This is a genomic window from Algoriella sp. (genome assembly GCF_036647415.1).
Classification (GTDB): domain Bacteria; phylum Bacteroidota; class Bacteroidia; order Flavobacteriales; family Weeksellaceae; genus Empedobacter.
Genome location: NZ_JAVXKG010000004.1, coordinates 39,379 through 61,571, shown reverse-complemented (window position 1 = coordinate 61,571; position 22,193 = coordinate 39,379). Strand labels below are relative to the sequence as shown.

The 22,193-nt window shown below is 27.5% G+C and carries 22 protein-coding genes; 4 read left to right on the top strand and 18 right to left on the bottom strand.

Annotation, left to right across the window (positions count from 1 at the left end; all coding sequences use genetic code 11):
• Positions 1-15 precede the first annotated feature (15 nt).
• On the top strand, positions 16-1,569 hold the full coding sequence (locus RSC72_RS02695) for a sensor histidine kinase (protein WP_332545674.1): 1,554 nt from the start codon (positions 16-18) through the stop codon (positions 1,567-1,569).
• A gap of 4 nt (positions 1,570-1,573) precedes the next feature.
• On the top strand, positions 1,574-2,269 hold the full coding sequence (locus tag RSC72_RS02690; protein ID WP_332545672.1) for a response regulator transcription factor: 696 nt from the start codon (positions 1,574-1,576) through the stop codon (positions 2,267-2,269).
• A gap of 46 nt (positions 2,270-2,315) precedes the next feature.
• On the opposite strand, the gene RSC72_RS02685 is transcribed toward RSC72_RS02690, so the two are convergent.
• From RSC72_RS02685 to glf, 4 genes are read right to left on the bottom strand one after another with little or no spacing between them, the layout of a single operon-like run.
• Positions 2,316-3,377: an acyltransferase family protein gene (locus RSC72_RS02685; RefSeq protein ID WP_332545671.1), complete on the bottom strand. Its 1,062-nt coding sequence runs from the start codon at positions 3,375-3,377 to the stop codon at positions 2,316-2,318.
• A gap of 3 nt (positions 3,378-3,380) precedes the next feature.
• Positions 3,381-4,394 carry a glycosyltransferase gene (locus tag RSC72_RS02680; RefSeq protein WP_332545670.1) on the bottom strand — a complete coding sequence of 338 codons (1,014 nt, stop codon included), beginning with the start codon at positions 4,392-4,394 and terminating at the stop codon, positions 3,381-3,383.
• Positions 4,395-5,288 carry a glycosyltransferase family 2 protein gene (locus tag RSC72_RS02675; RefSeq protein ID WP_332545668.1) on the bottom strand — a complete coding sequence of 298 codons (894 nt, stop codon included), beginning with the start codon at positions 5,286-5,288 and terminating at the stop codon, positions 4,395-4,397.
• A gap of 6 nt (positions 5,289-5,294) precedes the next feature.
• Positions 5,295-6,404 carry a UDP-galactopyranose mutase gene (gene glf / locus RSC72_RS02670; RefSeq protein WP_332545667.1) on the bottom strand — a complete coding sequence of 370 codons (1,110 nt, stop codon included), beginning with the start codon at positions 6,402-6,404 and terminating at the stop codon, positions 5,295-5,297.
• A gap of 129 nt (positions 6,405-6,533) precedes the next feature.
• On the opposite strand from glf, the gene RSC72_RS02665 reads away from it, so the two are divergent.
• Entirely contained in the window at positions 6,534-7,535 is a 1,002-nt protein-coding gene (locus RSC72_RS02665; protein ID WP_332545665.1) for a glycosyltransferase, read from the top strand.
• 2 nt (positions 7,536-7,537) lie between these two features.
• Here RSC72_RS02665 and RSC72_RS02660 read toward each other — a convergent pair whose 3' ends face one another.
• Genes RSC72_RS02660 through RSC72_RS02650 form a run of 3 tightly spaced genes read right to left on the bottom strand, consistent with a single transcriptional unit; the run spans position 7,538 to position 9,928 of the window.
• Positions 7,538-8,425 carry a glycosyltransferase family 2 protein gene (locus RSC72_RS02660; RefSeq protein WP_332545663.1) on the bottom strand — a complete coding sequence of 296 codons (888 nt, stop codon included), beginning with the start codon at positions 8,423-8,425 and terminating at the stop codon, positions 7,538-7,540.
• Positions 8,422-9,093 (bottom strand): NAD-dependent epimerase/dehydratase family protein, encoded by a 672-nt coding sequence (locus RSC72_RS02655; RefSeq protein ID WP_332545661.1) that lies wholly within the window; start codon positions 9,091-9,093, stop codon positions 8,422-8,424. Before RSC72_RS02655 ends, RSC72_RS02660 begins: the two co-directional genes overlap by 4 nt.
• A complete protein-coding gene (locus tag RSC72_RS02650) occupies positions 9,080-9,928 on the bottom strand; it encodes a hypothetical protein (RefSeq protein WP_332578405.1) in 849 nt (282 codons plus the stop codon). Before RSC72_RS02650 ends, RSC72_RS02655 begins: the two co-directional genes overlap by 14 nt.
• A gap of 62 nt (positions 9,929-9,990) precedes the next feature.
• Between RSC72_RS02650 and RSC72_RS02645 the strand changes: the two genes are divergently transcribed.
• Entirely contained in the window at positions 9,991-10,929 is a 939-nt protein-coding gene (locus RSC72_RS02645; protein ID WP_332578404.1) for a glycosyltransferase family 8 protein, read from the top strand.
• Here RSC72_RS02645 and RSC72_RS02640 read toward each other — a convergent pair.
• The 11 genes from RSC72_RS02640 to RSC72_RS02590 all read right to left on the bottom strand — a co-directional run bounded on the left by RSC72_RS02640 (position 10,912) and on the right by RSC72_RS02590 (position 22,186).
• On the bottom strand, positions 10,912-11,904 hold the full coding sequence (locus RSC72_RS02640) for a hypothetical protein (RefSeq protein WP_332545655.1): 993 nt from the start codon (positions 11,902-11,904) through the stop codon (positions 10,912-10,914). The genes RSC72_RS02645 and RSC72_RS02640 overlap by 18 nt on opposite strands.
• Complete coding sequence (locus RSC72_RS02635) at positions 11,904-12,902, bottom strand: hypothetical protein (protein WP_332565996.1); 999 nt, start codon at positions 12,900-12,902, stop codon at positions 11,904-11,906. The genes RSC72_RS02640 and RSC72_RS02635 overlap by 1 nt, the downstream gene beginning before the upstream one ends.
• Before the next feature lie 85 nt (positions 12,903-12,987).
• Positions 12,988-13,716 carry a glycosyltransferase family 2 protein gene (locus RSC72_RS02630; RefSeq protein WP_332544149.1) on the bottom strand — a complete coding sequence of 243 codons (729 nt, stop codon included), beginning with the start codon at positions 13,714-13,716 and terminating at the stop codon, positions 12,988-12,990.
• Positions 13,717-13,771: 55 nt separating this feature from the next.
• Positions 13,772-14,689, bottom strand: a complete 918-nt coding sequence (locus tag RSC72_RS02625) for a glycosyltransferase family 2 protein (RefSeq protein WP_332544148.1) — start codon at positions 14,687-14,689, stop codon at positions 13,772-13,774.
• Positions 14,689-15,717: an acyltransferase family protein gene (locus RSC72_RS02620; RefSeq protein WP_332565997.1), complete on the bottom strand. Its 1,029-nt coding sequence runs from the start codon at positions 15,715-15,717 to the stop codon at positions 14,689-14,691. Before RSC72_RS02620 ends, RSC72_RS02625 begins: the two co-directional genes overlap by 1 nt.
• On the bottom strand, positions 15,714-16,544 hold the full coding sequence (locus RSC72_RS02615; protein WP_332544146.1) for a glycosyltransferase family 2 protein: 831 nt from the start codon (positions 16,542-16,544) through the stop codon (positions 15,714-15,716). The genes RSC72_RS02620 and RSC72_RS02615 overlap by 4 nt, the downstream gene beginning before the upstream one ends.
• Positions 16,545-16,857: 313 nt before the next feature.
• Positions 16,858-18,021, bottom strand: coding sequence for a hypothetical protein (locus RSC72_RS02610; protein ID WP_332544145.1), 1,164 nt, complete (start codon positions 18,019-18,021; stop codon positions 16,858-16,860).
• Positions 18,022-19,161, bottom strand: a complete 1,140-nt coding sequence (gene rffA / locus RSC72_RS02605) for a dTDP-4-amino-4,6-dideoxygalactose transaminase (protein ID WP_332544144.1) — start codon at positions 19,159-19,161, stop codon at positions 18,022-18,024.
• 11 nt (positions 19,162-19,172) lie between these two features.
• Positions 19,173-19,805: an acetyltransferase gene (locus tag RSC72_RS02600; RefSeq protein ID WP_332544143.1), complete on the bottom strand. Its 633-nt coding sequence runs from the start codon at positions 19,803-19,805 to the stop codon at positions 19,173-19,175.
• Positions 19,802-20,917: an ATP-grasp domain-containing protein gene (locus RSC72_RS02595; RefSeq protein ID WP_332544142.1), complete on the bottom strand. Its 1,116-nt coding sequence runs from the start codon at positions 20,915-20,917 to the stop codon at positions 19,802-19,804. Before RSC72_RS02595 ends, RSC72_RS02600 begins: the two co-directional genes overlap by 4 nt.
• Positions 20,918-20,923: 6 nt before the next feature.
• Entirely contained in the window at positions 20,924-22,186 is a 1,263-nt protein-coding gene (locus tag RSC72_RS02590) for an ABC transporter ATP-binding protein (protein ID WP_332544141.1), read from the bottom strand.
• Positions 22,187-22,193 lie beyond the last annotated feature (7 nt).

Below are 22,193 nucleotides of genomic sequence, written 5' to 3'. Positions count from 1 at the left end.
ATTCAAATTAAATAAATGAGAAAAGGATTTTATAAAATCTTAATTGTAGTGATGAGTATTGCACTTATCGGCTTAATTATCATTCAGTTTTATTGGTTAAACCTAACCTTAAAAACAGGAACAGATAATTTTAGCAATGGCGTATATCAAGCCATGAATTTCACAACTGAGAAAGTTAATAAAAACGAATTAGATAAATATTACAAGAAATTCAGTAATATACAAACTGATTTAAAATCAAATAAAGATAAACCACAAGTTGTTACAAACCATGTGATAAAAGATTCTTTGGGAACTACTTATGCGTATGTCACACGCTATGTTGTCGAAAAATCTATGTTACCAGTTTCGGGCGAATACAATGATAGTTTAACTAGAGCTAATATTTATTCGCAAGAGAGAGTATTCAAAATAAATAAAGATTCAACTTCTAAAGGAATTCCAAATCTTAACCTTAATTTAGAACAATCTTTACAAGATGGTACATTTACACTAGAAAGTGCAGCTCGTTGGGATGCAGGAACAACACCTATAGATAAGCGTGTTTCATATAAAATGTTAGACTCTATCTTTAAAATTGAATTAAAAAATAGAGGAATTTTACAAGCAGATCCACAACTTGCAGTTCTTACAAAAGATTCGGCAATTACAGTTGTTAAGTCAAAAGATTTTGATCCAAATAAAGTAGAATTTATGGTTCCTTTATTTTTAGACCGTAACGACCATGTACAATATTATCTTGCTGCAAATTTCAAAAACAGAAAATTAGCCATTATTGCACCTACTGTACCTGTTATTTCTTTAACATTTATTTTGACAATGATTATTATTACCGTATTTTCATTATCCATTTACTATATGCAAATACAGCGTAAGAGTTCGGAAATAAAGACGGATTTCATCAATAATATGACACACGAATTCAAGACACCTATTGCGACAATTAATATTGCATCAGATGCCTTGCGAAACGAAAAAATATACAATGATCCTGAAAAAGTAAAATATTATGCCGATTTGATAAAACAAGAAAACAAGCGTATGAATGCTCACGTAGAGATGGTTTTGCGCATGTCGAAACTTGATCGTAATCAAATGGATATGAATTTTCAGGAAGTTAACTTAAATGGTGTTGTTCAAAAAAGTGTTGAGCCGATAAGATTTATTGTCGAAGAAAGAAATGGTACAATATTTGAAGAATACAACGCAGAACATTCATTTGTTAAAGGAGATCCTTTTCATTTAGAAAATATCGTTATTAATGTGTTGGATAATGCCCGAAAGTATTCGCCAAACACACCCGATATTAAAGTAAAAACCTATAACAAGGAAAATAACTTTATAATCGAAATTTCGGATAAAGGAATGGGAATGTCCCCGAATGTTCTGAAAAAAATATTTGAACAATTTTATAGAGAAGAAACAGGAAATGTACACAATGTAAAAGGTCATGGACTTGGTTTGGCTTATGTTAAAAAAATTGTCCAGCTACATGGCGGACAAGTTTGGGCAGAAAGCACTCCAGGAAAAGGAAGTACCTTTTTCATTAAAATTCCTTTAAAATCATAAATCAATGAGTGATAAACAAAGATTACTTTTAGTAGAAGATGATCCAAGCTTTGGAAGCGTATTAAAGGATTATTTGGTTATAAACGATTATGACGTAACGCACGCAATCGATGGTGAGGATGGTCTTACCAAATTTAAAGAAAGTGATTATGATTTATGTATCTTAGACGTAATGATGCCCAAAAAAGATGGGTTTACATTAGGTAAAGAGATCAAAGAATTAAAAAGCGAACAACCAATCATATTTTTAACGGCAAAAAACATGCGCGAGGATGTTTTAAATGGTTATAAAATTGGAGCAGATGATTATGTATTAAAACCATTTGATTCTGAAGTTTTATTGTACAAAATAAAAGCCGTTTTACAACGTAATTCTGGTGAAGAAGAAAAATTTGAACAAGAAGATTTCAAGATTGGTAAATTTACTTTCAATGCTAAATTGAGACAATTAATTTTTGATGGTAAGTCGCAAAAACTTTCGCCAAAAGAAAACGAGTTATTACGTTTATTAGCTGTTTATAAAAATGATTTAATGCCACGTGAAATCGCATTAACGCGTATTTGGCATGATGATAATTATTTTACATCTCGTTCTATGGACGTTTATATTGCGAAATTACGTAAATACCTAAAGAAAGATCCTGCAGTAGAAATTGTGAATATTCACGGTGAAGGTTTCCGCCTTTTGGTACAAGAATAAGAACATTACATTCTTTTTAAATATTATAAAAGACCTTAGAAAAATCCTAAGGTCTTTTATATTTTTTTCTAATATATCGATTAATTGGCTCTTCTAATGTATAAAACATAATCACCGAAAGTAGATTTAAAATTATAAATAAAATAAATTTATTTTCAATCACATAATCATTAATAAAAACAGGAATGAAACCTTTGTGTATTAAATAGAATATATAAGAACTTTTACCTAGAACAACCATGTGCTTACTTGCTAAAAATCGTTGAATAAAAGTTTTTTCATTTATTAACCCCCACAGTAATGGAATTACGCCTAAATAAGACAGAAATATAACTTCTATTGCTCTTATAATAGATGAATTAGAATTGATTATCATACCAATATAGGATTTTCCAAATAAATATATCATAATAATTCCGAGTCCAAAATATGTAACCCAATAGTATTTAAACTCAATTTTTTTATGTAGAATTAAGACTGCTAAAGAAATACCTGCAAAAAATTCAAATATAAAAACATGAATACCAGTTTGTAAAAAACCAATCTCATTAATTGAAATAGCTGTAATATTTTTTAATATAAAACCTAAAACAAAAATTAAAACAGGTAATATAAAAAGCCATTTCATATTTTTTTTGATGAACAAGAAGTATATTGGTGCTGTAAGATAAAACATCTCTTCTAATGTTAATGTCCAGCCTTGTGGAACACCTACTAAAAAATATTCACTAAAAAAAGCCTTTGTCATTGTAACAGAAAAGATAAGTTCTTTAGTCTGCTCTAAAGTCCAAGTATTTGTTTTAATAAATCCTACTAAAAAAACCAAAACTGTCAACAAAAAATACATGGGATAAATACGAGCAAATCGATTTACCATATATTGTTTGAAATCAATTTTAGATTGATTATAATATCTATATGTAATCAAAAATCCACTTAAAACAAAAAATAAATCAACACCAAAATGAAATTGTGATACTACATTTCGGATTATATCTGGTATAGTAGTTTTAGCGAATGGAAAAAAATGATAGATAAAAATTATCCAAGCTGCTATTGCTCTATAACCTGTCAGTGCAGGTATAAAATTTTTATTATTATTTATCATATTTTATTCTACTTCTGCACCTAAATTACGGTATTGTTGGCGAAATTTATCTGCCCATTTTACCCATTCTACATATTGAGCATCAGGATGATTTTCTTGCTCTAAAAACTTTTTGATATAAACATCCGAAAAATCTTTTGGATAATTTTCCATCACATCAAACTCTTCTCTTAACCAAGCTTCGTTTAGAATGTGATTCACTTTGTCAATTGATAAATTAAGTTCATAATCATGATAATGACCAGATGCAGAGGATTTGAATGTCGTTTTCATCTTTTCCTGCTTTGTTCTAACCACTATATTTTTGTTAGTTTTATGTTTACCAAACCATACACCAGCATTACGAAGTTGAATTTTTTCATCTAACAAATTGACAGAATCTTTCCACATATACAACCAATATTCTTTGTTGTATATTCCCATCAAAATAGAGTTGAGAATCCAATATTTACGTTTTGTTTGATTATCAGCCAAACCTAACTTATAGAGAATCGTAAAGAATTTCAATTTATTGAACATAAATAAATCCATCACAAATTGATTTGACGTAAACGTTTTTAATGGATATGTTGTTTCTAAATTCTTTGAAATTGGTTTGATTTCAGCATAATTATCATCAGAATAAATTCCAAGAATTCCCAGCTTTGTCAAATGTATTTGATTAGATTTCATCTCTTCAATCAATTCATTACAATTGATTTGATTTGTAAACCAGACATCATCTTCCGTTATTAAAAAATAGTCTGAAGCTTCCTCTACAGCTTTCCTCCAGCTTTCTGTGGGAATTACAAAACCATTATTTTCTTTTCCTTCTTCAATATTTTTTGATTTTTGAAGATAATTAATTGTAGGAATAATTTCTACTTGATACTTTCCTTTTATCCTTTCTAGGTACTTTTTTGGTGTACCATCATCTACAATCTTAATTTTGAAATCACCTTTTACATTTTTTAAAATAGATAGAATACATCGATCCAAATAATACGGACGATTAAACGATTTAATGATAATATCCATTTACTTTTTCAATTTATATAAAATAGCTTGTGTAGTAGAGACAGGACTTCTGAAAAAACATTCGGTTAAGGGAATTAAAAATGCTGGATTTTTTTCACTTAACAAATAATTAAACTTCTTGTACATTACTTCTGATCTCGATTTTCCTAAAATTTCATTTCGCTTTTTACCAAAAATTTTACGACGATCTAATGCACGTTCTTTTATAATATGATGATCACGATAAGTTATATAACTTTTCTTGAATCCTTGGGAAATTCCTGTTGGAGATATTCTATAAAAATACAAAGGTTGCTCTACAAAATCAATCTCACCAACCTCTTCTACTTTATAATACCAATCTTGATCTAATGCATTTCGCATTGTACGATCTATATTTCCATTCTCAATAAACTTTAATCTATTAAAAACAAAAAAATGTGTCATTGCAGATTTTCCATATTCTAAATAAGAAATACCTTCTGGAATTTTTGTACTCGTTTTACAAATTTCTACAGGATTAAGATCCTTGTCACAAATCCAATGTTGAGAATACAAACCTACCAATTGAGGTTTTTCTTGTAATCGTGTCAACATTACCTCTAAAGCATCTGGAACTAAAGCGTCATCTGGATCAATAATACCAACATAATCTGCCTTTGCAAGATTTATCGCATCATAAATTGCTTGTCCATATCCACCATTTTGTTTTTGTTGATAAAAAGAAATACGTTCATCTTTGGGTACATATTCTTTGATAATTTCAACTGATTCATCTGTAGAACAATCATCTAGAATTAGTAATTCAAAATTTTTATAGGTTTGATTTAAAACACTTTCAATTCCCTTTTTCAGATAATGTGCATTGTTAAAATTACACATTAACAAAGTTATTGCGGGTTTATTTGTTGACATAATTGATTATTTGTTCGGAATATTTTTCATTTTAGCTAAAGCAGAACCAAAAACTTGGTGCATATCGTAATATTTATACTCTGCTAATCGACCTCCAAAAATAACATTAGATTTATTTTTACTTAAATTTTTATATTTAGAAAAAACATCATCATTCTCTTTATTATTAATTGGATAATAAGGTTCTTTTTCTAAATTCCAGTCATCCGAATATTCTCTTGTAATATATGTTTTGGGTTGTGTCCCATATTCAAAATGCTTGTGCTCTATAATTCTCGTAAATTTTTCGTCGTGTGATGTATAGTTAACAACTGCAACTCCTTGATAATTTTCTTGATTTAGAATTTCATTTTCGAAACGTAAACTTCTATAATTAAGTTGTCCAAATTGATAATCAAAAAAAGCATCAATAGGTCCTGTATAGATAATGTTTTCAGCAATACTATTCCAGTCTTCTCTATTTTCAAAATAATCTGTTTCTAAGCGAACTTCAATACCTTCTAATAATTTTTCAAAAATCTGGGTATATCCTCCTATTGGAATTCCTTGATATTTATCGTTAAAATAATTGTTATCATAAGTAAAACGAACAGGTAAACGCTTGATGATAAATGCAGGTAAATTTGTTGCCGAAGTTCCCCATTGTTTCTCCGTATACTCTTTGATTAATTTGTTGTAAATATCTGTTCCAACTAAAGAAATAGCTTGTTCTTCTAGATTTGATGGATTTTTAACCCCAAATTCTTCGGCTTGTTTCTTAATAATCTCTTGTGCTTCTGTAGGTGTTTTAACTTTCCATAATTGATGAAAAGTATTCATATTGAAAGGTAAATTATAGATTTCACCTTTATAATTGGCGATAGGAGAGTTTGTATAACGATTAAATTCTGCAAATTGATTTACATAATTCCAAATAGATTGATCGTTTGTATGAAAAATATGCGCACCATATTTGTGTACATTGATACCTTCTACATTCTCTGTGAAACAATTACCTGCTATATGATTTCTTTTCTCAATTACAAGACATTTATAGCCTTTCTTAGTTAATTCGTGAGCCGAAACAGCCCCAAATACACCTGCACCGATAATTAAATAATCATATTTTTGTTTCATAGTTGTTAGTTTGGTTTAATTAACAAATTTACAATAATTAGAATTAATAACCACTTAATTAAAAGAACACTAAGTTGAAATTCTATCTTATTAACTTTTTAGTTAAATTTGTATTATAAAACCAATTACATGAACACGCCTTTAGTTAGTATCAATATTCCTGTTTATAAATGTGAAAATTACATTACCAGATGTTTAGAGTCTGTAAAAGCACAAACATATCAAAATATTGAGATTATACTTATTAATGATTGTACACCAGACAATAGTATCTCTTTGATTGAAAAATTTATAGAAAATAATCTTAATCTTAATATCAAATTACTTCATCACAAAGAAAATAGTGGTTTATCTGTTGTTAGAAATACAGGAATTGATAATTCTACTGGTGAATACATTTATTTTTTAGACAGCGATGACGATATAACGAGTGATTGTATAGAAAAATTGGTAAAAAATGTATCTACAGAGAATACTCAAATGGTAATTGCTCAAAACAGATGGATCAACACTTTTGATGGATCAACTAAAGACTTTGGCTTTCCAACAGATTTTTCTAAATTAATATTCAATGATAATGAGGCTATTTTTAATGCTTATTGTAAAGGTGCATTTCCTGTTAGTTCTTGGAATAAATTGATAAAACTAAGTTTTATTAAAGAAAATAATATTTATTTTATCCCAGGTTTATACGCCCAAGATGAGCTTTGGATGTTTCATGTTATGGAGAAAATAAATTCACTTTCTGTAATAAAAGATATTACGTACAATTATTACTTACACGCCAATTCTGTCATTTTTAATCGTACAAAAAAGAATTCAGAAAATCATCAAACAATATTAGAATGGGTTACAAGATCTTTTGAAAAAACTTCAGATAAAAACCGAAAAAAACTAATTCGTGGCTGGATCGTTAATTTCAAAAAATTAATTCTTCAAATGCAATGGAAGGTGTTAAAAGATGAAGAATATTTCAAAACAAATTATGCTCGAATGAAAAAAGCACCTTCACTTACAATTTCTGATTATTTGAGTGCTGATTTTACAAAAGAACAAAAAAAGGAAAATCTACTACTAAATCTTCCTATTAATATAGGGTACAAAATTTTTAAGAAACGTTATGAAGGATAGATTTAATTAGTAAAATACTTTTTCATAATTAATTTCAAATAATTCAATCCTGACGTTGCTTTAATTAATATTTTTTTAGTTTTAGACGTTAATTTCTCTTCATAAAATATGATATTCTTCGAAAATAATATTCGTGTATTATAATCAAAATAATCAGAATAATTTTCAAGAAGATCTGTATAAAATCGTCCCATTGCTTTTCTCTTATAAGAAAGATGTATTGGATTACTAGTCATTGTTAATTGAACATCACTTCTTCTTATTGCAACGTATGCTAGATTTGTAACTTCAATATTTCTTAACCCAAATTCAAAAACCAACATCGCATCACTTCGCCAAGCTAATGGATATTTGTTGATACCAATATTATTATAAACCCTTCTAGAAAAGATATTTTCAGAAATTGAAATCCAATACATTTGATTTAAATCATTTAATAAATGTTGAGTTGAATTAATATTTTTTATTTGATTAAATTCTTGTAAAACTTCACTTTCCGAAGATACTTTCAGCATTTTAAACCGAAGAAGATCAAATGTTTTCTTCTTATCTAAGATTTGATAAAAAGTCTCAACAAAATTGGAGCTAATAAAATCATCATCACCTAATATTTGAATATATTCTTCATTATTTGATAAAGCGATACATCTTTCCCATTGCTCAACCAATCGACCTTCTCCTCCTAAATTGTTTTTAAAAAATTGATACGTAAAATCAAATTTTTCTTTATATGACTTAATAATTTCTTCAAAATCTGAACTACTCGCATCATTTCCAATATACAGATTAAATCTTTTATCAGTTTGATTACATATTGAATTTAAAGTCTCTTCAAAAAAATCTATTTTATAAAGAGGTATTACTATAGCTAATCTATTTAAATCACTCATAAATAATAGTTTTCTATAAGTTGTGTTAAATATTCTTTTTTAGATTTTAGAGAAAATTCATAATCTAATTCGTGAACATCAATAGAATAATGTTCGCCTTTATTTTGGATATTTTTTTGCGCAATTTTATTATAATTCACTTCAAAAGCATTAATAATTTCTAGGATAGTAAAATTATCGGTGTAGGCAACATTTATAATCTTGTTCCAATCTTTAGATTCAATATATCTCAATGTAATGTTTTTCACATCTTCCACATCAATCAAATTACGAGTTGCGTGTTGATGAACTGTTAATTCTTGATTATTCAATATTTGTCGTGATAAATAATTCATTAACAAATTAGGATTTCCTCCTACACCAACAGCGTTACTTACTCTCAAAATTAAATAAGACGAAGTATTTTGTTTGATAACCTCTTCTATATGTAATTTGTGTAATACATAGGGCGAATTATATTTCGACGAATCATAAATAGAGCAGGTACTGAAATAAATAAATATTTTTTTGGGATGATTGTTTATCGTTTCCTCTACCAAAATTTGTTCGCGAAAAAATTCTTCTTTTCTAGTTTCAGAAGAATTAGATACTCCCGATGCAAAAAACACAACCTCATCCGAGTCTACTTCTGTAAACAAATTTGCTATAAGCCCTTTACCTATTATCATTGTAATATTCTTTTACACTTGTATGCCCTACATGTAATATAACTTCTTCTCCAATCCCTTCATCCGATTCGCAAACACACCATTGTTTAGGTAAAATATACGGATAAATTCCTGTTTGCCATGCTGCTTTCCACATGACCAAAGATGCTCTTGACGGATCTTTCTGCATTGTTTCTGCACAAGTCGTATAAAATAATTTTCCACGTTCGTCATTTTTCCACAAAGTCATCGGGCTTTGATTATAAGAATGCCCCAAACCTTTAGATTCATCATCTATATGTTGTGTATCTTTCGAAATCATCATGTCTTGTCTTAGCAGCTGCCGATTATTGTAAGGCACACAAAAACCAAATTTATGTGTTAACTTAATTAGTGTAATAATATCTGATGAAACTACCTGCATGTCACTGTCTAAAATACATTTAAAATCTGAAGTAGAATTTACCAAAGCCATAAATTTATAATAGTCCGCAGTTCGATAACCATATCGAGAATGTTCTTTATCTATTACTGGAGAAGTTACTTTTATTAATTCTACCCCATCAACATTCAGGTCAAAATCACTGTAAACTGTATATTTTGCATTTGGAAAATACTGACGCAACGTTTTGAGTGATGGATTTAATCTATTTTCGGTATCAAAACTTGTCCCTCCTCCATTTGTTCTTTCTTCTCCAAATTCTGCAAATAGAAACTCTACCGAAATAGAATTTAACCATTCTGTTTCCTCTGTCGTAAATTCTTCATTCTTAAAATGAATTTCTTTTTTAGGTAATATTTTAGTCGCTATTGCTTTACCTAATAGAACTGCAAGCGCATTTTTTAGTTTTTGCATTTTAATTCTTTCTCTAATATAAAAAATAATATATTTACACAACAAATGTAACTATTATAAAAATGAATATTTTACCTATTGTTTTTACTTGTGACAATAATTATTTCAAATATACTGCTGTTGTAATACAATCTATTATTTCCAATTCTATTTCTTCCACTCAATATGAGATAAATGTATTAACTGAATATATTTCTGAAGAAAATAAAGCGAAAGGTTATCAATTAATTAAAGCACATAAAAATTTCAATCTTAATTTTATTTATCTTGATAATCTTGATACTTCAAAATTTTATTTAAATTCTTATATGAACGCAAGTACCTACTATCGATTTTATATTCCTGAGCTATTTAAAAATTATGATCGAATTCTATATTTAGATAGCGATTTGATAATTGATAATGATATTTCATTTTATACAACTATCGATTTTGAAAATAAAGTTGCAATCACAAGCCCAAGTATATATGTACAGCGAATTTTAACAGAACAATCTGACGCACTATTCACATTAGCTTATTTTAATCAACATTTACAAATGAATGATATTTCACAATATTTCAACGCAGGCGTGATGTTATTGAATTTAGCTGAAATTCGGGAGAAAAAAATTGATCAAAAACTTTTTGATTCAATCAACCAAATAAAAAAACCTATTTTTCAGGATCAAGATTTATTTAACTCAGTTTTTTACCGAAATGGTGGTGTCAAAATGATTTCAAATGAATTTAATAATCCTATTACATATAAAATAACATATTTTCGTATATTATTAAATGCCATTAAATCTAATTTTCTAAATAAAAAAAGAAATAATTGGTTTACAATTTATCATTATGTTGGTAAAACAAAACCATGGCAAATATCTAAAATAGATTCTTCTCTTTTTTTATATTATGCTTTTAAAACAAGTTTTATTTCGACTATTATTAAAAATAATCCTAATCTTAGAATTTCTAATTTGGATAAATTTAAACTTAAATTAATCAGTTATTTTTAATATATTTTTTATCCAATACTTAAAATTGTATTGATTAGTAATTTCTTCTGCCAGTTTATGATAGGGTAAATTAATAAATTCTTCTAATCCATCAAAGTTTGTGAAATCTGTAATAAAGATATTATTTGGATGGTAAAAGTTGTAATTTTTAACTGCTGGATTATTTGTAATAATTTTATTATGATAATTTATTGCTTCAAAAAAACGAAGCGATAAACCATTGTGTTCATTACGTTTCAAATCAATTAAGACTTTTGATTGATTACTCAATTCTAAAGATTGTTGATACGTAATTGATTTATCTAACATGATTAATTTATCTGAATGATAGGGATGAAATTCATCTTGTTTTAAGTTAAATTGAATTTTATAAGCTGCATTTATCTTTTTTAAAGTCAGATAAAATTGCTCTAACAATTCAAATCGATCTTCAGTATTAACTCCTATATAAGAAAAATCAATTGTTTTATGAATTTCATTCGCTTCTTCAAAATAACAGTTTGTTATCGCTTTTAGGTTGTAATTAGGATAATCTTTTACATCTTGCTCATCAAAAACATAGATTTGATCAAATAGTTTGTCATAATCTAAAATCTTTGCAGACACAGATAATCCATCCAATTGATAATCGATCATTTTATCAGAAATAGAGCGTGCATAGTGTAACACATTTTCTGGGACAAGATCACCTCTTACCACAAAACAAAAATCAAATTGTAGGTTTTGTTTTGTTAACTGATTTAATTTTTTGTTCGTAAGCTTAATAAAATTACGGTGATTGATTGTATGTATATGTTGTGTGTCTTTTTTTACAAGGCGATGATAAATATTCTCTAATCGTTGAAGCGTAGAAAATTCATAATACGGAATTTCTTCGTCATAAAACTCGTATACATCATAACCATTCAGCTTAAAATGTTTGGTAAACTGTGTAGCAAGATTAGTGTTTTTGTATATAAAAAGGACTGATGGCATTATTCTAACTCTAAAATTCTTTTTAACCAATTATCAAAAGAATACTTATTTATAATTTCACTATCTATATTAATATATTCCTTATCCAAAAATTCTAAAACAGAAGCTTGTGTATAATTATTATAATCAATAATCATTATGTTATTTGGATTATAAAATTCATAATTAATAATATCAGTATTATTCGTAATAAGTTTTTTCTGATAATATAACGCTTCAAAAAATCTAAATGACAATCCATTATGTACATCCATTTTTAAATCAATTATACATTTAGACATAATTGTATAATCCAAATTAGATTGATAATTCACAATTTCTTTTAAATGAGTTACACTTTTTGGTAAATTATTTGGTTTAGTACTAGTTACTAAAAATTTAGCATTAAAATTCTTAAATTTTTGTGTAAATTGATCTAGCATTTTAATTCTATCTTCTAAACCCACTCCTAAATAATAAAAATCAACATCTGCTTTTTTATTTATCATGGGATTATAGTTGAAATAAAAATTTGTAATAAACTTTAAATCTAAATCAGGATATTTAATAATATCTTCTTTTTCAAAACTATATATTGAGGTAAAATATTTCTTTTTTTTAAATATATCTGGACACATTTCTACCCCATCACATTGATAATTAATCATTTTTTTTGATTGAATTTGTAGATTTTTTAAAACAAAATGGGGCAATCTATCTCCTCTACAAATTAAAATTTTATCATATCGTTTATTTTTAACATTATTCAAGCAATATTGATAGTAATTAGATTGTCTTTTTTTTTCTAATCTTTTATAATAATCTCTTTTCTTCAGAAAATGTATATTAATCAGATTAATTACCTTATGGAAATATTTTGAAAAGTTGTTTGTTCTATTATTTTTATGAATAAAAAACTCATCTACTTCAAATTTATTTTTTAAAATATTTTGACTATGATTTATAAATAAGTCTCTAAATAAAGGATTAACTATTAAAATTTTTGATTTAGTATTCATTGTATTTTTTAATTAACTTTATTTTACGTTTTGCTTTTATCCAATTTACTAAACCTAAATGTTTGTATGAAATAAATTATATTAATTAGTATTTAATGGCTCCTATCTCATTTCCTTTTCCATCAAAATTCCAAGAACTAGAACTAGAAGCAGTCTTTTGATAAAACATATCTTCTTCTGTCATCTTCAAAGGGTTCTTATACCACCCTCCATGTTTTGCTTCAAAATTTTCTCCTACTCTAATCCCTAAAAAAAAGTCTAAAAAATTAAAATTATTAGGGTAATTAGGTTTATATAAAGCAAACGTAGTATCAATAATTGTTTTATATAAATTAGCTTCTACTTCATTTTCCCAATATTTACTTTCCCACTTAATAACTTTATCTTTAAGCGGAAATTCATTAGGAATATCATCTATTTTTAATGCAAAGCCTACCTTTGTTACTCTTTTAAAATATTTATCAAGATATTTAATCATTTTCTCCATAAAATCAATTGGCAATTTTTCGTTAGGTACAATATCTGCATCTGTCAAAACATAATAACCTTTTCCGTATTTTCTTTGTAGCATCTCACTTTCAAAAAAAACTTTATGACCTTGATTATCTCCCATATACTCTACTTTAACTTTAGATTCTATAATTTTATAATACTCTAACAATGGTGGGTAAGTTGATAAATTATCTATAATCACAATATTCTCAAAACCACGATTGATTAAAAAATCTACCAATTGTTTTAAATAAAATAATTGATTAAAATTTATAATAATAATTGGTATCGACAACGGATTTTTTCGTTGAGACTTTATCAATTTATTTACTTTAATTAAATATTGATAATGTAAATAATTAACATGATTTAAAATTCTATTTTTTAGCATGATGACTTAAAATATAATTTTTGTACGGAACCTTTAATAAATTAATTGGTTGTCCTAAATAACAATAAACACCATAAAGATTTACTTTATTCTCTTGCTTTAATTCCCAGCATTTATCTGCATTTCGTATTAACAATTGTTCTATCATATCTTTAGGTATATAATTTTTATACAAATTCAGCATATCTGTAAAAAATTGTAAACTTGCCAAATCCTTTTCTTTATTATTTGTATCATTATTTATGTCACCGGAAATGCTCTTCTCAGTAAACCGCACTAATACGTGTGTTGAAGATATAAAATAAATCTCATTTGATATAGAATACTCTATTACAGCCATATCATCTGTATGCCAAGCTAATGGATATTTTCTAAATCCTAATTTATTGTATTTATTTCTATTAAAAATATGTTCGGATAGACTTGATCGATGATAGTCTATAAATTTATTTTTCCAAAAAACTTCAGTAGAAATATTTTTATCATAAGAAGTAAACTCTGTATACCTATTTGTATGTTCGTCTACAAAAGCTTGCGATATTTTAATTACATTAATTTTGTTTTCCTCTACTTCATCTATTTGTTTATAAAATTCTTCTACAAAATTCTCTGCAATTATATCATCATCTCCCAAAATCTGAAACCAATCTTCCGTTACATTTCCTAAGATACGTTCCCATTGCATCGCAAGATTTTTTCCTCCTAAATTTTCAAGATAATTATAATAGTTATATTTTCCTTCTTCAAAATATTCTTTAATCAGAGGTAAGGGATCATTTGGACTGGTATCATTCCCTATATATAAACTAAAATTTTTATCCGTTTGCTTGGAAATAGATTTTAAAGTTTCCTCAAAAAAATCAATTTTATAATATGGTATTACAATTGCGAGTTGGTTTTTCATCATATAAAATTCTTAAATTTCTGCATTGGTTTCTCTACAAAATGCCAAGATAAATAAGCTAGTGTAAATGTAATAATTAAACTATAAAATGTTAATTCATAAACATTAAATCCAAAATAATTCATTAAACATTGTTGAACTAAAAAACCATATATATAAACACCATATGAAATATCTCCAAATTTTTCTCCGATTGAACTAATGTATTTTGTTTTTAAAGTACCTATTAATAAAATTAGAAGTGGTAATACTAAAGGTGCTACTAAATTGAAAAAATTAAAATATAATGATAAAATTAGAATGAAAAATAAAGCTACTCTTAAAATTAATGTATTTATTTTCTTTATGTCTACATAACTCAATAAACTTCCTGCTAAAAAGTAAGTTGATAAACGATAGAGTTCTTTAGAATCTAGATAAATAATTGATAATAATTTTGATAAAAAATCTGGTCGGAAAATATGTAATAAATAAGAAAAAATAAATCCAATTATTAGTAATATAAAACTAATTCTGTTCTTCCTAAATGGAAATAAAAGCAAAAGTAATATATACATTGTAAATTCATAACTAAGTGACCATAAACTACCATTTATAGCCTTAGGATAGGGGTTATTTTCAAATACATGAGCAACTTCATATTGCACATGATATAAAGATAATACGTTATATGAATAGCTTCTGTAACTAGATTCCGAAAATATATTATCTCCAGTATAAAAAAACGGTAATATCAACATTGTTATAGCTATAAGAACAATCAAAGCTGGGTACAAACGCAATAGACGTTTCCATAAATAATTTTTAATTGTTTTACTATGTTTTAAACTAATAAAAATTAAATAGCCACTAAGTGCAAAAAACACATTAACTGATAGTCCACCTAAACCAAGCTGATTATTTGTTAATACAGTAAAAATCTCTTCTTTTCCTGTAAGTGGAAATGAATGTGAAAATATAACCGCACTTGAAAATACTAATCTTAAAAAATCAAAGTTATTTTCATCTCTCATTAAATTATTACTCATCGTCCTAAAAATGAAAATATTTTATCCATTAATTTATAGCGTTTTGATGAAGTAAATTCACTAAAACGAATATTTAATCTATCAAAATTTTGTGATAAATTGATGTTTGATTCTTGTAAAAAATGCATTGAACCTAAATGATTATGAAAAAAATCGATATGCTTTTTTTCAATATATTTTAACATTTTAGTCTTTTTATCTACATTTAATTCTGTTATCATAGATTGATTCTTAATTCTGTAATAAAATAAAACTTCATCTATTTTAAATACCTTGCCAGATTCATGAATAATTGATAACCAAAATTCCCAATCTTCTAATCCATGAATCATATTAGTATCATACCCATTTACTTTTTGCCAACTTGACTTTTTATAAAATGCTGTACAAAAGATGGGGTTTCCTTTTGATAATTCTAAAGTAGAAAATTCCGGTAACTCCCATTTACCTTTTTTATCACCAAAAAATTCTGCTTCACAATATATAATCGTATAATCTTTATCAAATTGTTCGACTGCTAATTCTAAATATTGATTTCCTATTTTATCATCACAATCTAATGGTAAAATCCACTTTCCTTTTGCTATTTCTATTCCTGCATTACGAGCAGAAGATAAGCCTCCATTTTCTTTATATAAATAGTTGAAACGTGAATCTTTCTCAACCCATCTCTTCGCCACTTCTTCTGTATTATCTGGAGAACCATCGTTCACCATAATACATTCCCAATTTTGGTAAGTTTGATCTAAGACTGATTGTAGACATTCGTCCATGTAAATAGACTGATTGTAGCAAGGTACAATAACCGATATAAGAGGTTGTTGCATATTAAGAATTTATTAGTTTTAGGTTATTTACAAAATTACTTTATTTGTAAGAATACACAAATGATTAGTTAGTTTTTCAATTCATATAGAATAAAATCTACGTCTTAGACAATCACTTAATATTTATACTTCTTAACATCATGTTAATCTATAATATATACAGCAATTAGTTGGGTTATTCTTTGTTTTTAAAACTTAACTGAATAAAACTCATGAAAAATAGATTTAATTATTAACTATCAATAAGTCAAATATTTAGACGTTAAAAAATAGTACTATATAAAAATTTGCCTTGTAAATTAGTTGGTTTTTTTTAGGTATTGATTCTTATATACTCATTTTCTATTACCTCTATATAATCGTCTATATTTCTATTGTTTGTTACATCATGATATTGTTTACTTGATAAATCCAAAGCATCGGTTTCATTAGTCAAAATTTCAACTGTTTTATCCACAAACTTATTTAGGTTTTTATAATGAGGATATATTTTATTCTCAAAATTATTTGGCTTTGGGCTAAAATCCCAACATAGTAATGGAGTTCCTGTCGTACAAATATCCAAACCTGCATATCCTGCTGGTCTATCATTATTATATCCTTGAAACCATGACAAAGATAGCTCTTCGTTTATAGCGGTTTCTACAATATCTTCTTGATGTCCTCTAAAAAAAACTTTATCTTGAATAGTTAATCTTTCTAGCATATCAGTCATTCCAAAATCATTTGGATCACCTGCTCCAAAAACATGTAATTCTACATGAGGATATTGATCTAATAACAATTGAAACGAATAGAAAAAGGGGTCTAACGGTTTAAAAGGATTTAACCGGGTAAAAATTCCAATCTTTTTAACTTTAGAAGTTCCATCAAATTTCCATTTATATTTTTCTTTGTCAATCTTCATTACCAAAGGAATAAATACGGAATGATAATTTGTAAATTGTTCTAATTCAAATTCCAATTCTTCCTTCTTAAACGGTGTACAAAAATTATAATTAAATACATGATCAAAGTTATCATATAAATTCCTTTTCTGAAATCTTGCTGTCATCATGTGAATTAAACTTTTCCTCTTTATTTCATCTGATATTTCATTTATAAAAATATATTCTCCCATCCAATGCACGACATCAAATTGTGTCATATAAGTAGATAATTCTTCAATTTTCCATAAATTGATATGCTTAGGAAACAAATGTAATTGGCGTTTTATTTTATTGCGTAACCTATTTTGTTCATAAAATCTTTTATCAATAAAATCATCTGCATATTTTACAGTAGTTCCTAATTCTTTATGTAAATTCTCATAATATCTAATATTCCATAATGTACTAATCTTTTCTTCTTCTTCTAAAGCAAGAATACTTAAATCAAATTTACTTTTATCTAAAGCGCAATCTATTTCATAAGCAAAACGCTCTGCTCCAGCTCTATAAAAACCAGCTACAACAAATAATACTTTAATTTTGGGCATCTATCTGTAAAATTGGATTATTTCATTTATAATTATATCTTGTTCTTCAATAGATAACTCATAATAAAATGGTAATCTCAATAAACAATCGGTAAAATGATCAGAATTGGGTATATCAATCTCTGGATTATTTTTAAGGAAATACTCACTTTTATTCAAACTCAAATAATGAAAAACAGGATGAATGTCTTTTAATTTTAAAGCTTGTATTAGAGCAGTTCTTTCTTCATAATTACGGCATACCATATAAAACATGTGTGCATTATTGGTTGCGTAACTTGGAATAGTTGGTAATTGTATCTTATTTTGTTCTTGTAATGAAGCTAACTTTTCTGCATAATAACTCCAGATAGCAATACGCTTAGTTTGTATTTTATCTAAATTTTCTAATTGAGCATAAAGAAAAGCCGAAATAATTTCTGAAGGCAAAAAAGATGATCCCAAATCTACCCAACCATATTTATTAACCTCACCACGAAAAAAAGCACTCCTATTCGTTCCTTTTTCTCGTATTATCTCTGCACGATCAAAATACTTTTCATCATTAATGACTAACATACCTCCTTCTCCTGCAATAATGTTTTTGGTTTCATGAAAAGAAAATGCTGCAAAATGACCAATTGATCCCAATGCTTTTTTAGTACCATCAGAAAATGTATAATAACTATCTATCGCTTGTGCTGCATCTTCCACAACAAAGAGATTGTATTGTTTGGCTAAATTCATGACAGCCTCCATATCACAGGCTACACCTGCATAATGCACGGGTATAATGGCTTTGGTTTTTGAGGTAATGTGTTTTTCTATTTCTTCTGGATCAATATTAGGATTGTCTAAATAAGAATCTACAAAAACAATTTTAGCTCCTCGTAAAGCAAATGCATTGGCAGATGAAACAAAAGTATAACTTGGCACGATAACCTCATCACCTTCTTGTATACCACAAAGAATTGCAGCCATTTCTAAAGCATCTGTGCAAGAAGTCGTCAGCAATACTTTTGGGAAGTTATATTTTTCTTGAAAGAAGTTTTGACATTTTTTAGTAAACAATCCGTCACCTGATATTTTACCAGATTTCACTGCCTCTTCGATATATTTTAGTTCGTTACCAATAATAAATGGTTTGTTGAAAGGTATCATAGTTTAGTTGTTTAATGTATAAATCTTATTGGATTACCTACATATAATCCACTTTGTTCTATATTTTTTATCACGACAGATCCACCACCTAATTGCGTTTTTTCTGCAATAGTTATATGATCAATTATTGTTGTATTTATTCCTATTATACACTTTTTTTTAATATTGACAAAACCTGCAATACTAACAGCTGGAGAAATAAAAGTGTGTTTACTTATCTGAGAATCATGTGATATAACACAACCAATGTTTATTAATACATTGTCGTCAATCTTTACATTTTGATCAATAATACACCCAGGATAAATTATTGTTCCATTTCCAATTTTGGCGGTAGAATCAAGTAAAGTTGATGAATGTATAAATTTATAAAATGGTATTACATTGGATAATTTATTATATAACATTTCTTTGAAATCAAGATGATTGTATCCTATTGCTATTAAAATTTCATCAAACTTATCTTTCTTAAATTCATCATAAATAGCATTAATCTTACCTAATACAGGAATATTTTTAATAAAAATACCTAAATCCTGAAAATCATCATAAAAAGCAACCACTTTATCTTTCGTATCTTGATGTATATAATGTGCTACTTGTTGACCTAAATCTCCTGAACCTATTATAGCTATTCTTTTCATACTAAATATTCTTTTTGATTAGATTGGTATATTAAATACCCAGAACGATCATTGCTTGATGTAAGTGATAAAAGCTTATCTGATAAGATTTCTTTTTTCACAATTTTAACGTTTTGATTGTCAGTGTTAAATAATGGTAATAAGTATTCTGTGTCTTTTGATAGAAAATATATACCCGAATTTTTATTTAGTTTTTTTTGTATAGGAAACTTTACCGTTCCTAATGCGCAATCTAAAGCCACTTGTAAAAAATCTATTCCTGTTGAAAGCTGAACCAAATCTGATCCTATAAAATCACCTCCCATTCTACTTCCAATTTCAATTGCTTTTACATGACCATTTTTAGTAATCATTAACTCTATATGTGAAATACCATTTGTTACTTGCGTCGCATTTAGTATTTCAAGCGTTGTTTTTTCTATCTCCGCTATAATCTTTTCGTTATGTGTACTTGGCTGATGATGTGCAATCTCTACAAAATAAGGTGCGTTTGTTATAACTTTATCTGTAATGGTAATAATTTGATGCTTCCCTTTCCAACTTACAGTTTCTACACTTACTTCTTCGCCTTCCATAAACTCCTCAACAATGCATTGTTTACTAAAAGAGAATGTTGTCGCATTATCTATTGCTTGTTGCAGGCTTTCATTATCTTCTACTTTCACGACACCTAAACTACCCGAACGATCGACAGGTTTTACAATTAATGGAAAATTAACTTTTTTTAATTGAGAATAGTTTTCAATAACTTGATAAAAAGGTGATAATATATCATTTTCTCTAAAACAATTTCTCATTAATCCTTTATTAGTAGTTAACAAAGCAGTTTGATACGTATTACCTACAAGATTTAATTTTTCAGCTATATAGGCAATTGTTGGTATGCATATATCTGTTGCTATAGTAAGAACTCCATCAATACCGATTTCTTTACATTTATCAAAAATAATTTCTTTTTCTAAAACCGAAATGTCATAAAAATAATCTGCAACAGCTTTGCAGACTGCTTTTCCATCATCCCAAGCAAAACAATGAATTTCGATACCATTTGATTTTGCTTTCTGTACTAATGGTAATTGAAGGTAACTTGCGCCTAAAACTGCAATTTTCATAGTAATTTATCTCCAAATTAATTGAGGTCTAATAAAACCATTCACTTTTCCAAGATAACCACTTTCCCTTGCTATGTCTTTAATTTCAAAAGACAAAAATTCTTCTTCAATATAAAGAGAACTCATTGCTTCTGTATTTATATATAAAAGAATTTGATAAGTATCATCGTTTAACAAATTCCCTGGTATACTACATCTAATTTTTGTAGGAATATTAATAGGAAAATTGAATTTATTTCCAGTTCCAAAAATCACATCTCCTCTTGTATTTTTTAAATCAAAACCAAGAGAAAGCGTTTCTTCATTCGTTTGATTTACTAATTCAAACTCTATTTCTATTTCAGAAGTTACATCAATCACTTCATTAGGATCTAATGTAGATAAGTTATTAATTGAAGCAGATTTAATTTTTACAAATTCATTCCCTTTTGCTAAATTAATATCGTCAAATTCTATTTTTCTACAATTTGTAATACTATCTGCTAAATAATTTTTAATTAAAAGCTCTGGCTGACCAATATCAACAATAGTTCCATGTCGCATAGCTACAGCATTAGTACAAAGAGTTTCAACAGCCGTCATATTATGACTTACAAACAAAATAGTACGTCCTTCACCTTTGGTTACATCACCCATTTTACCGAGACATTTCTTTTGGAATTCGGCATCACCAACGGCTAAGACCTCATCTACAATTAATATTTCCGATTCTAAATGTGCTGCAACTGCAAATGCCAAACGAACATACATTCCTGACGAATAACGTTTTACAGGTGTGTCAATATAACGTTCTACGCCAGCAAAAGCTACAATTTCATCAAACTTACGCGTGATTTCTTTACGTGTCATTCCAAGAATAGCTCCATTAAGGTAAATATTTTCACGTCCTGTCATTTCTGGATGAAAACCTGTACCTACTTCAAGTAAAGAAGCAATACGTCCTTTATATTTTATAGAGCCTGTCGTTGGTTTCGTAACACGAGAAAGCAATTTCAATAACGTCGATTTTCCTGCACCATTTCGTCCAATAATACCTACAGCTTGACCTTGCTCTACCTGAAAATTAATATCATTAAGCGCCCATACATAATCGGAATCTCCTTTGGCAGTACGGTCATTCATTTCCCCAATCTTAAGATAAGGATCTTCCTTTCCTCTTACATTTGCCCACCAACGTTTCAAATCATGTTGTAATGTCCCTGTACCAACTTCTCCTAAGCGATATTGTTTAGAAACATTTTCTATATCAAGTACTATATTTTTATTCATTTTTTCT

Coding starts and splice junctions, on each gene's coding strand:
- RSC72_RS02695 (WP_332545674.1), top strand. CDS start 16: ATGAGAAAAGGATTTTATAAAATCTTAATTGTAGTGATGAGTATTGCA.
- RSC72_RS02690 (WP_332545672.1), top strand. CDS start 1,574: ATGAGTGATAAACAAAGATTACTTTTAGTAGAAGATGATCCAAGCTTT.
- RSC72_RS02685 (WP_332545671.1), bottom strand. CDS start 3,377: ATGATAAATAATAATAAAAATTTTATACCTGCACTGACAGGTTATAGA.
- RSC72_RS02680 (WP_332545670.1), bottom strand. CDS start 4,394: ATGGATATTATCATTAAATCGTTTAATCGTCCGTATTATTTGGATCGA.
- RSC72_RS02675 (WP_332545668.1), bottom strand. CDS start 5,288: ATGTCAACAAATAAACCCGCAATAACTTTGTTAATGTGTAATTTTAAC.
- glf (WP_332545667.1), bottom strand. CDS start 6,404: ATGAAACAAAAATATGATTATTTAATTATCGGTGCAGGTGTATTTGGG.
- RSC72_RS02665 (WP_332545665.1), top strand. CDS start 6,534: ATGAACACGCCTTTAGTTAGTATCAATATTCCTGTTTATAAATGTGAA.
- RSC72_RS02660 (WP_332545663.1), bottom strand. CDS start 8,425: ATGAGTGATTTAAATAGATTAGCTATAGTAATACCTCTTTATAAAATA.
- RSC72_RS02655 (WP_332545661.1), bottom strand. CDS start 9,093: ATGATAATAGGTAAAGGGCTTATAGCAAATTTGTTTACAGAAGTAGAC.
- RSC72_RS02650 (WP_332578405.1), bottom strand. CDS start 9,928: ATGCAAAAACTAAAAAATGCGCTTGCAGTTCTATTAGGTAAAGCAATA.
- RSC72_RS02645 (WP_332578404.1), top strand. CDS start 9,991: ATGAATATTTTACCTATTGTTTTTACTTGTGACAATAATTATTTCAAA.
- RSC72_RS02640 (WP_332545655.1), bottom strand. CDS start 11,904: ATGCCATCAGTCCTTTTTATATACAAAAACACTAATCTTGCTACACAG.
- RSC72_RS02635 (WP_332565996.1), bottom strand. CDS start 12,902: ATGAATACTAAATCAAAAATTTTAATAGTTAATCCTTTATTTAGAGAC.
- RSC72_RS02625 (WP_332544148.1), bottom strand. CDS start 14,689: ATGAAAAACCAACTCGCAATTGTAATACCATATTATAAAATTGATTTT.
- RSC72_RS02620 (WP_332565997.1), bottom strand. CDS start 15,717: ATGAGTAATAATTTAATGAGAGATGAAAATAACTTTGATTTTTTAAGA.
- RSC72_RS02615 (WP_332544146.1), bottom strand. CDS start 16,544: ATGCAACAACCTCTTATATCGGTTATTGTACCTTGCTACAATCAGTCT.
- RSC72_RS02610 (WP_332544145.1), bottom strand. CDS start 18,021: ATGCCCAAAATTAAAGTATTATTTGTTGTAGCTGGTTTTTATAGAGCT.
- rffA (WP_332544144.1), bottom strand. CDS start 19,161: ATGATACCTTTCAACAAACCATTTATTATTGGTAACGAACTAAAATAT.
- RSC72_RS02600 (WP_332544143.1), bottom strand. CDS start 19,805: ATGAAAAGAATAGCTATAATAGGTTCAGGAGATTTAGGTCAACAAGTA.
- RSC72_RS02595 (WP_332544142.1), bottom strand. CDS start 20,917: ATGAAAATTGCAGTTTTAGGCGCAAGTTACCTTCAATTACCATTAGTA.
- RSC72_RS02590 (WP_332544141.1), bottom strand. CDS start 22,186: ATGAATAAAAATATAGTACTTGATATAGAAAATGTTTCTAAACAATAT.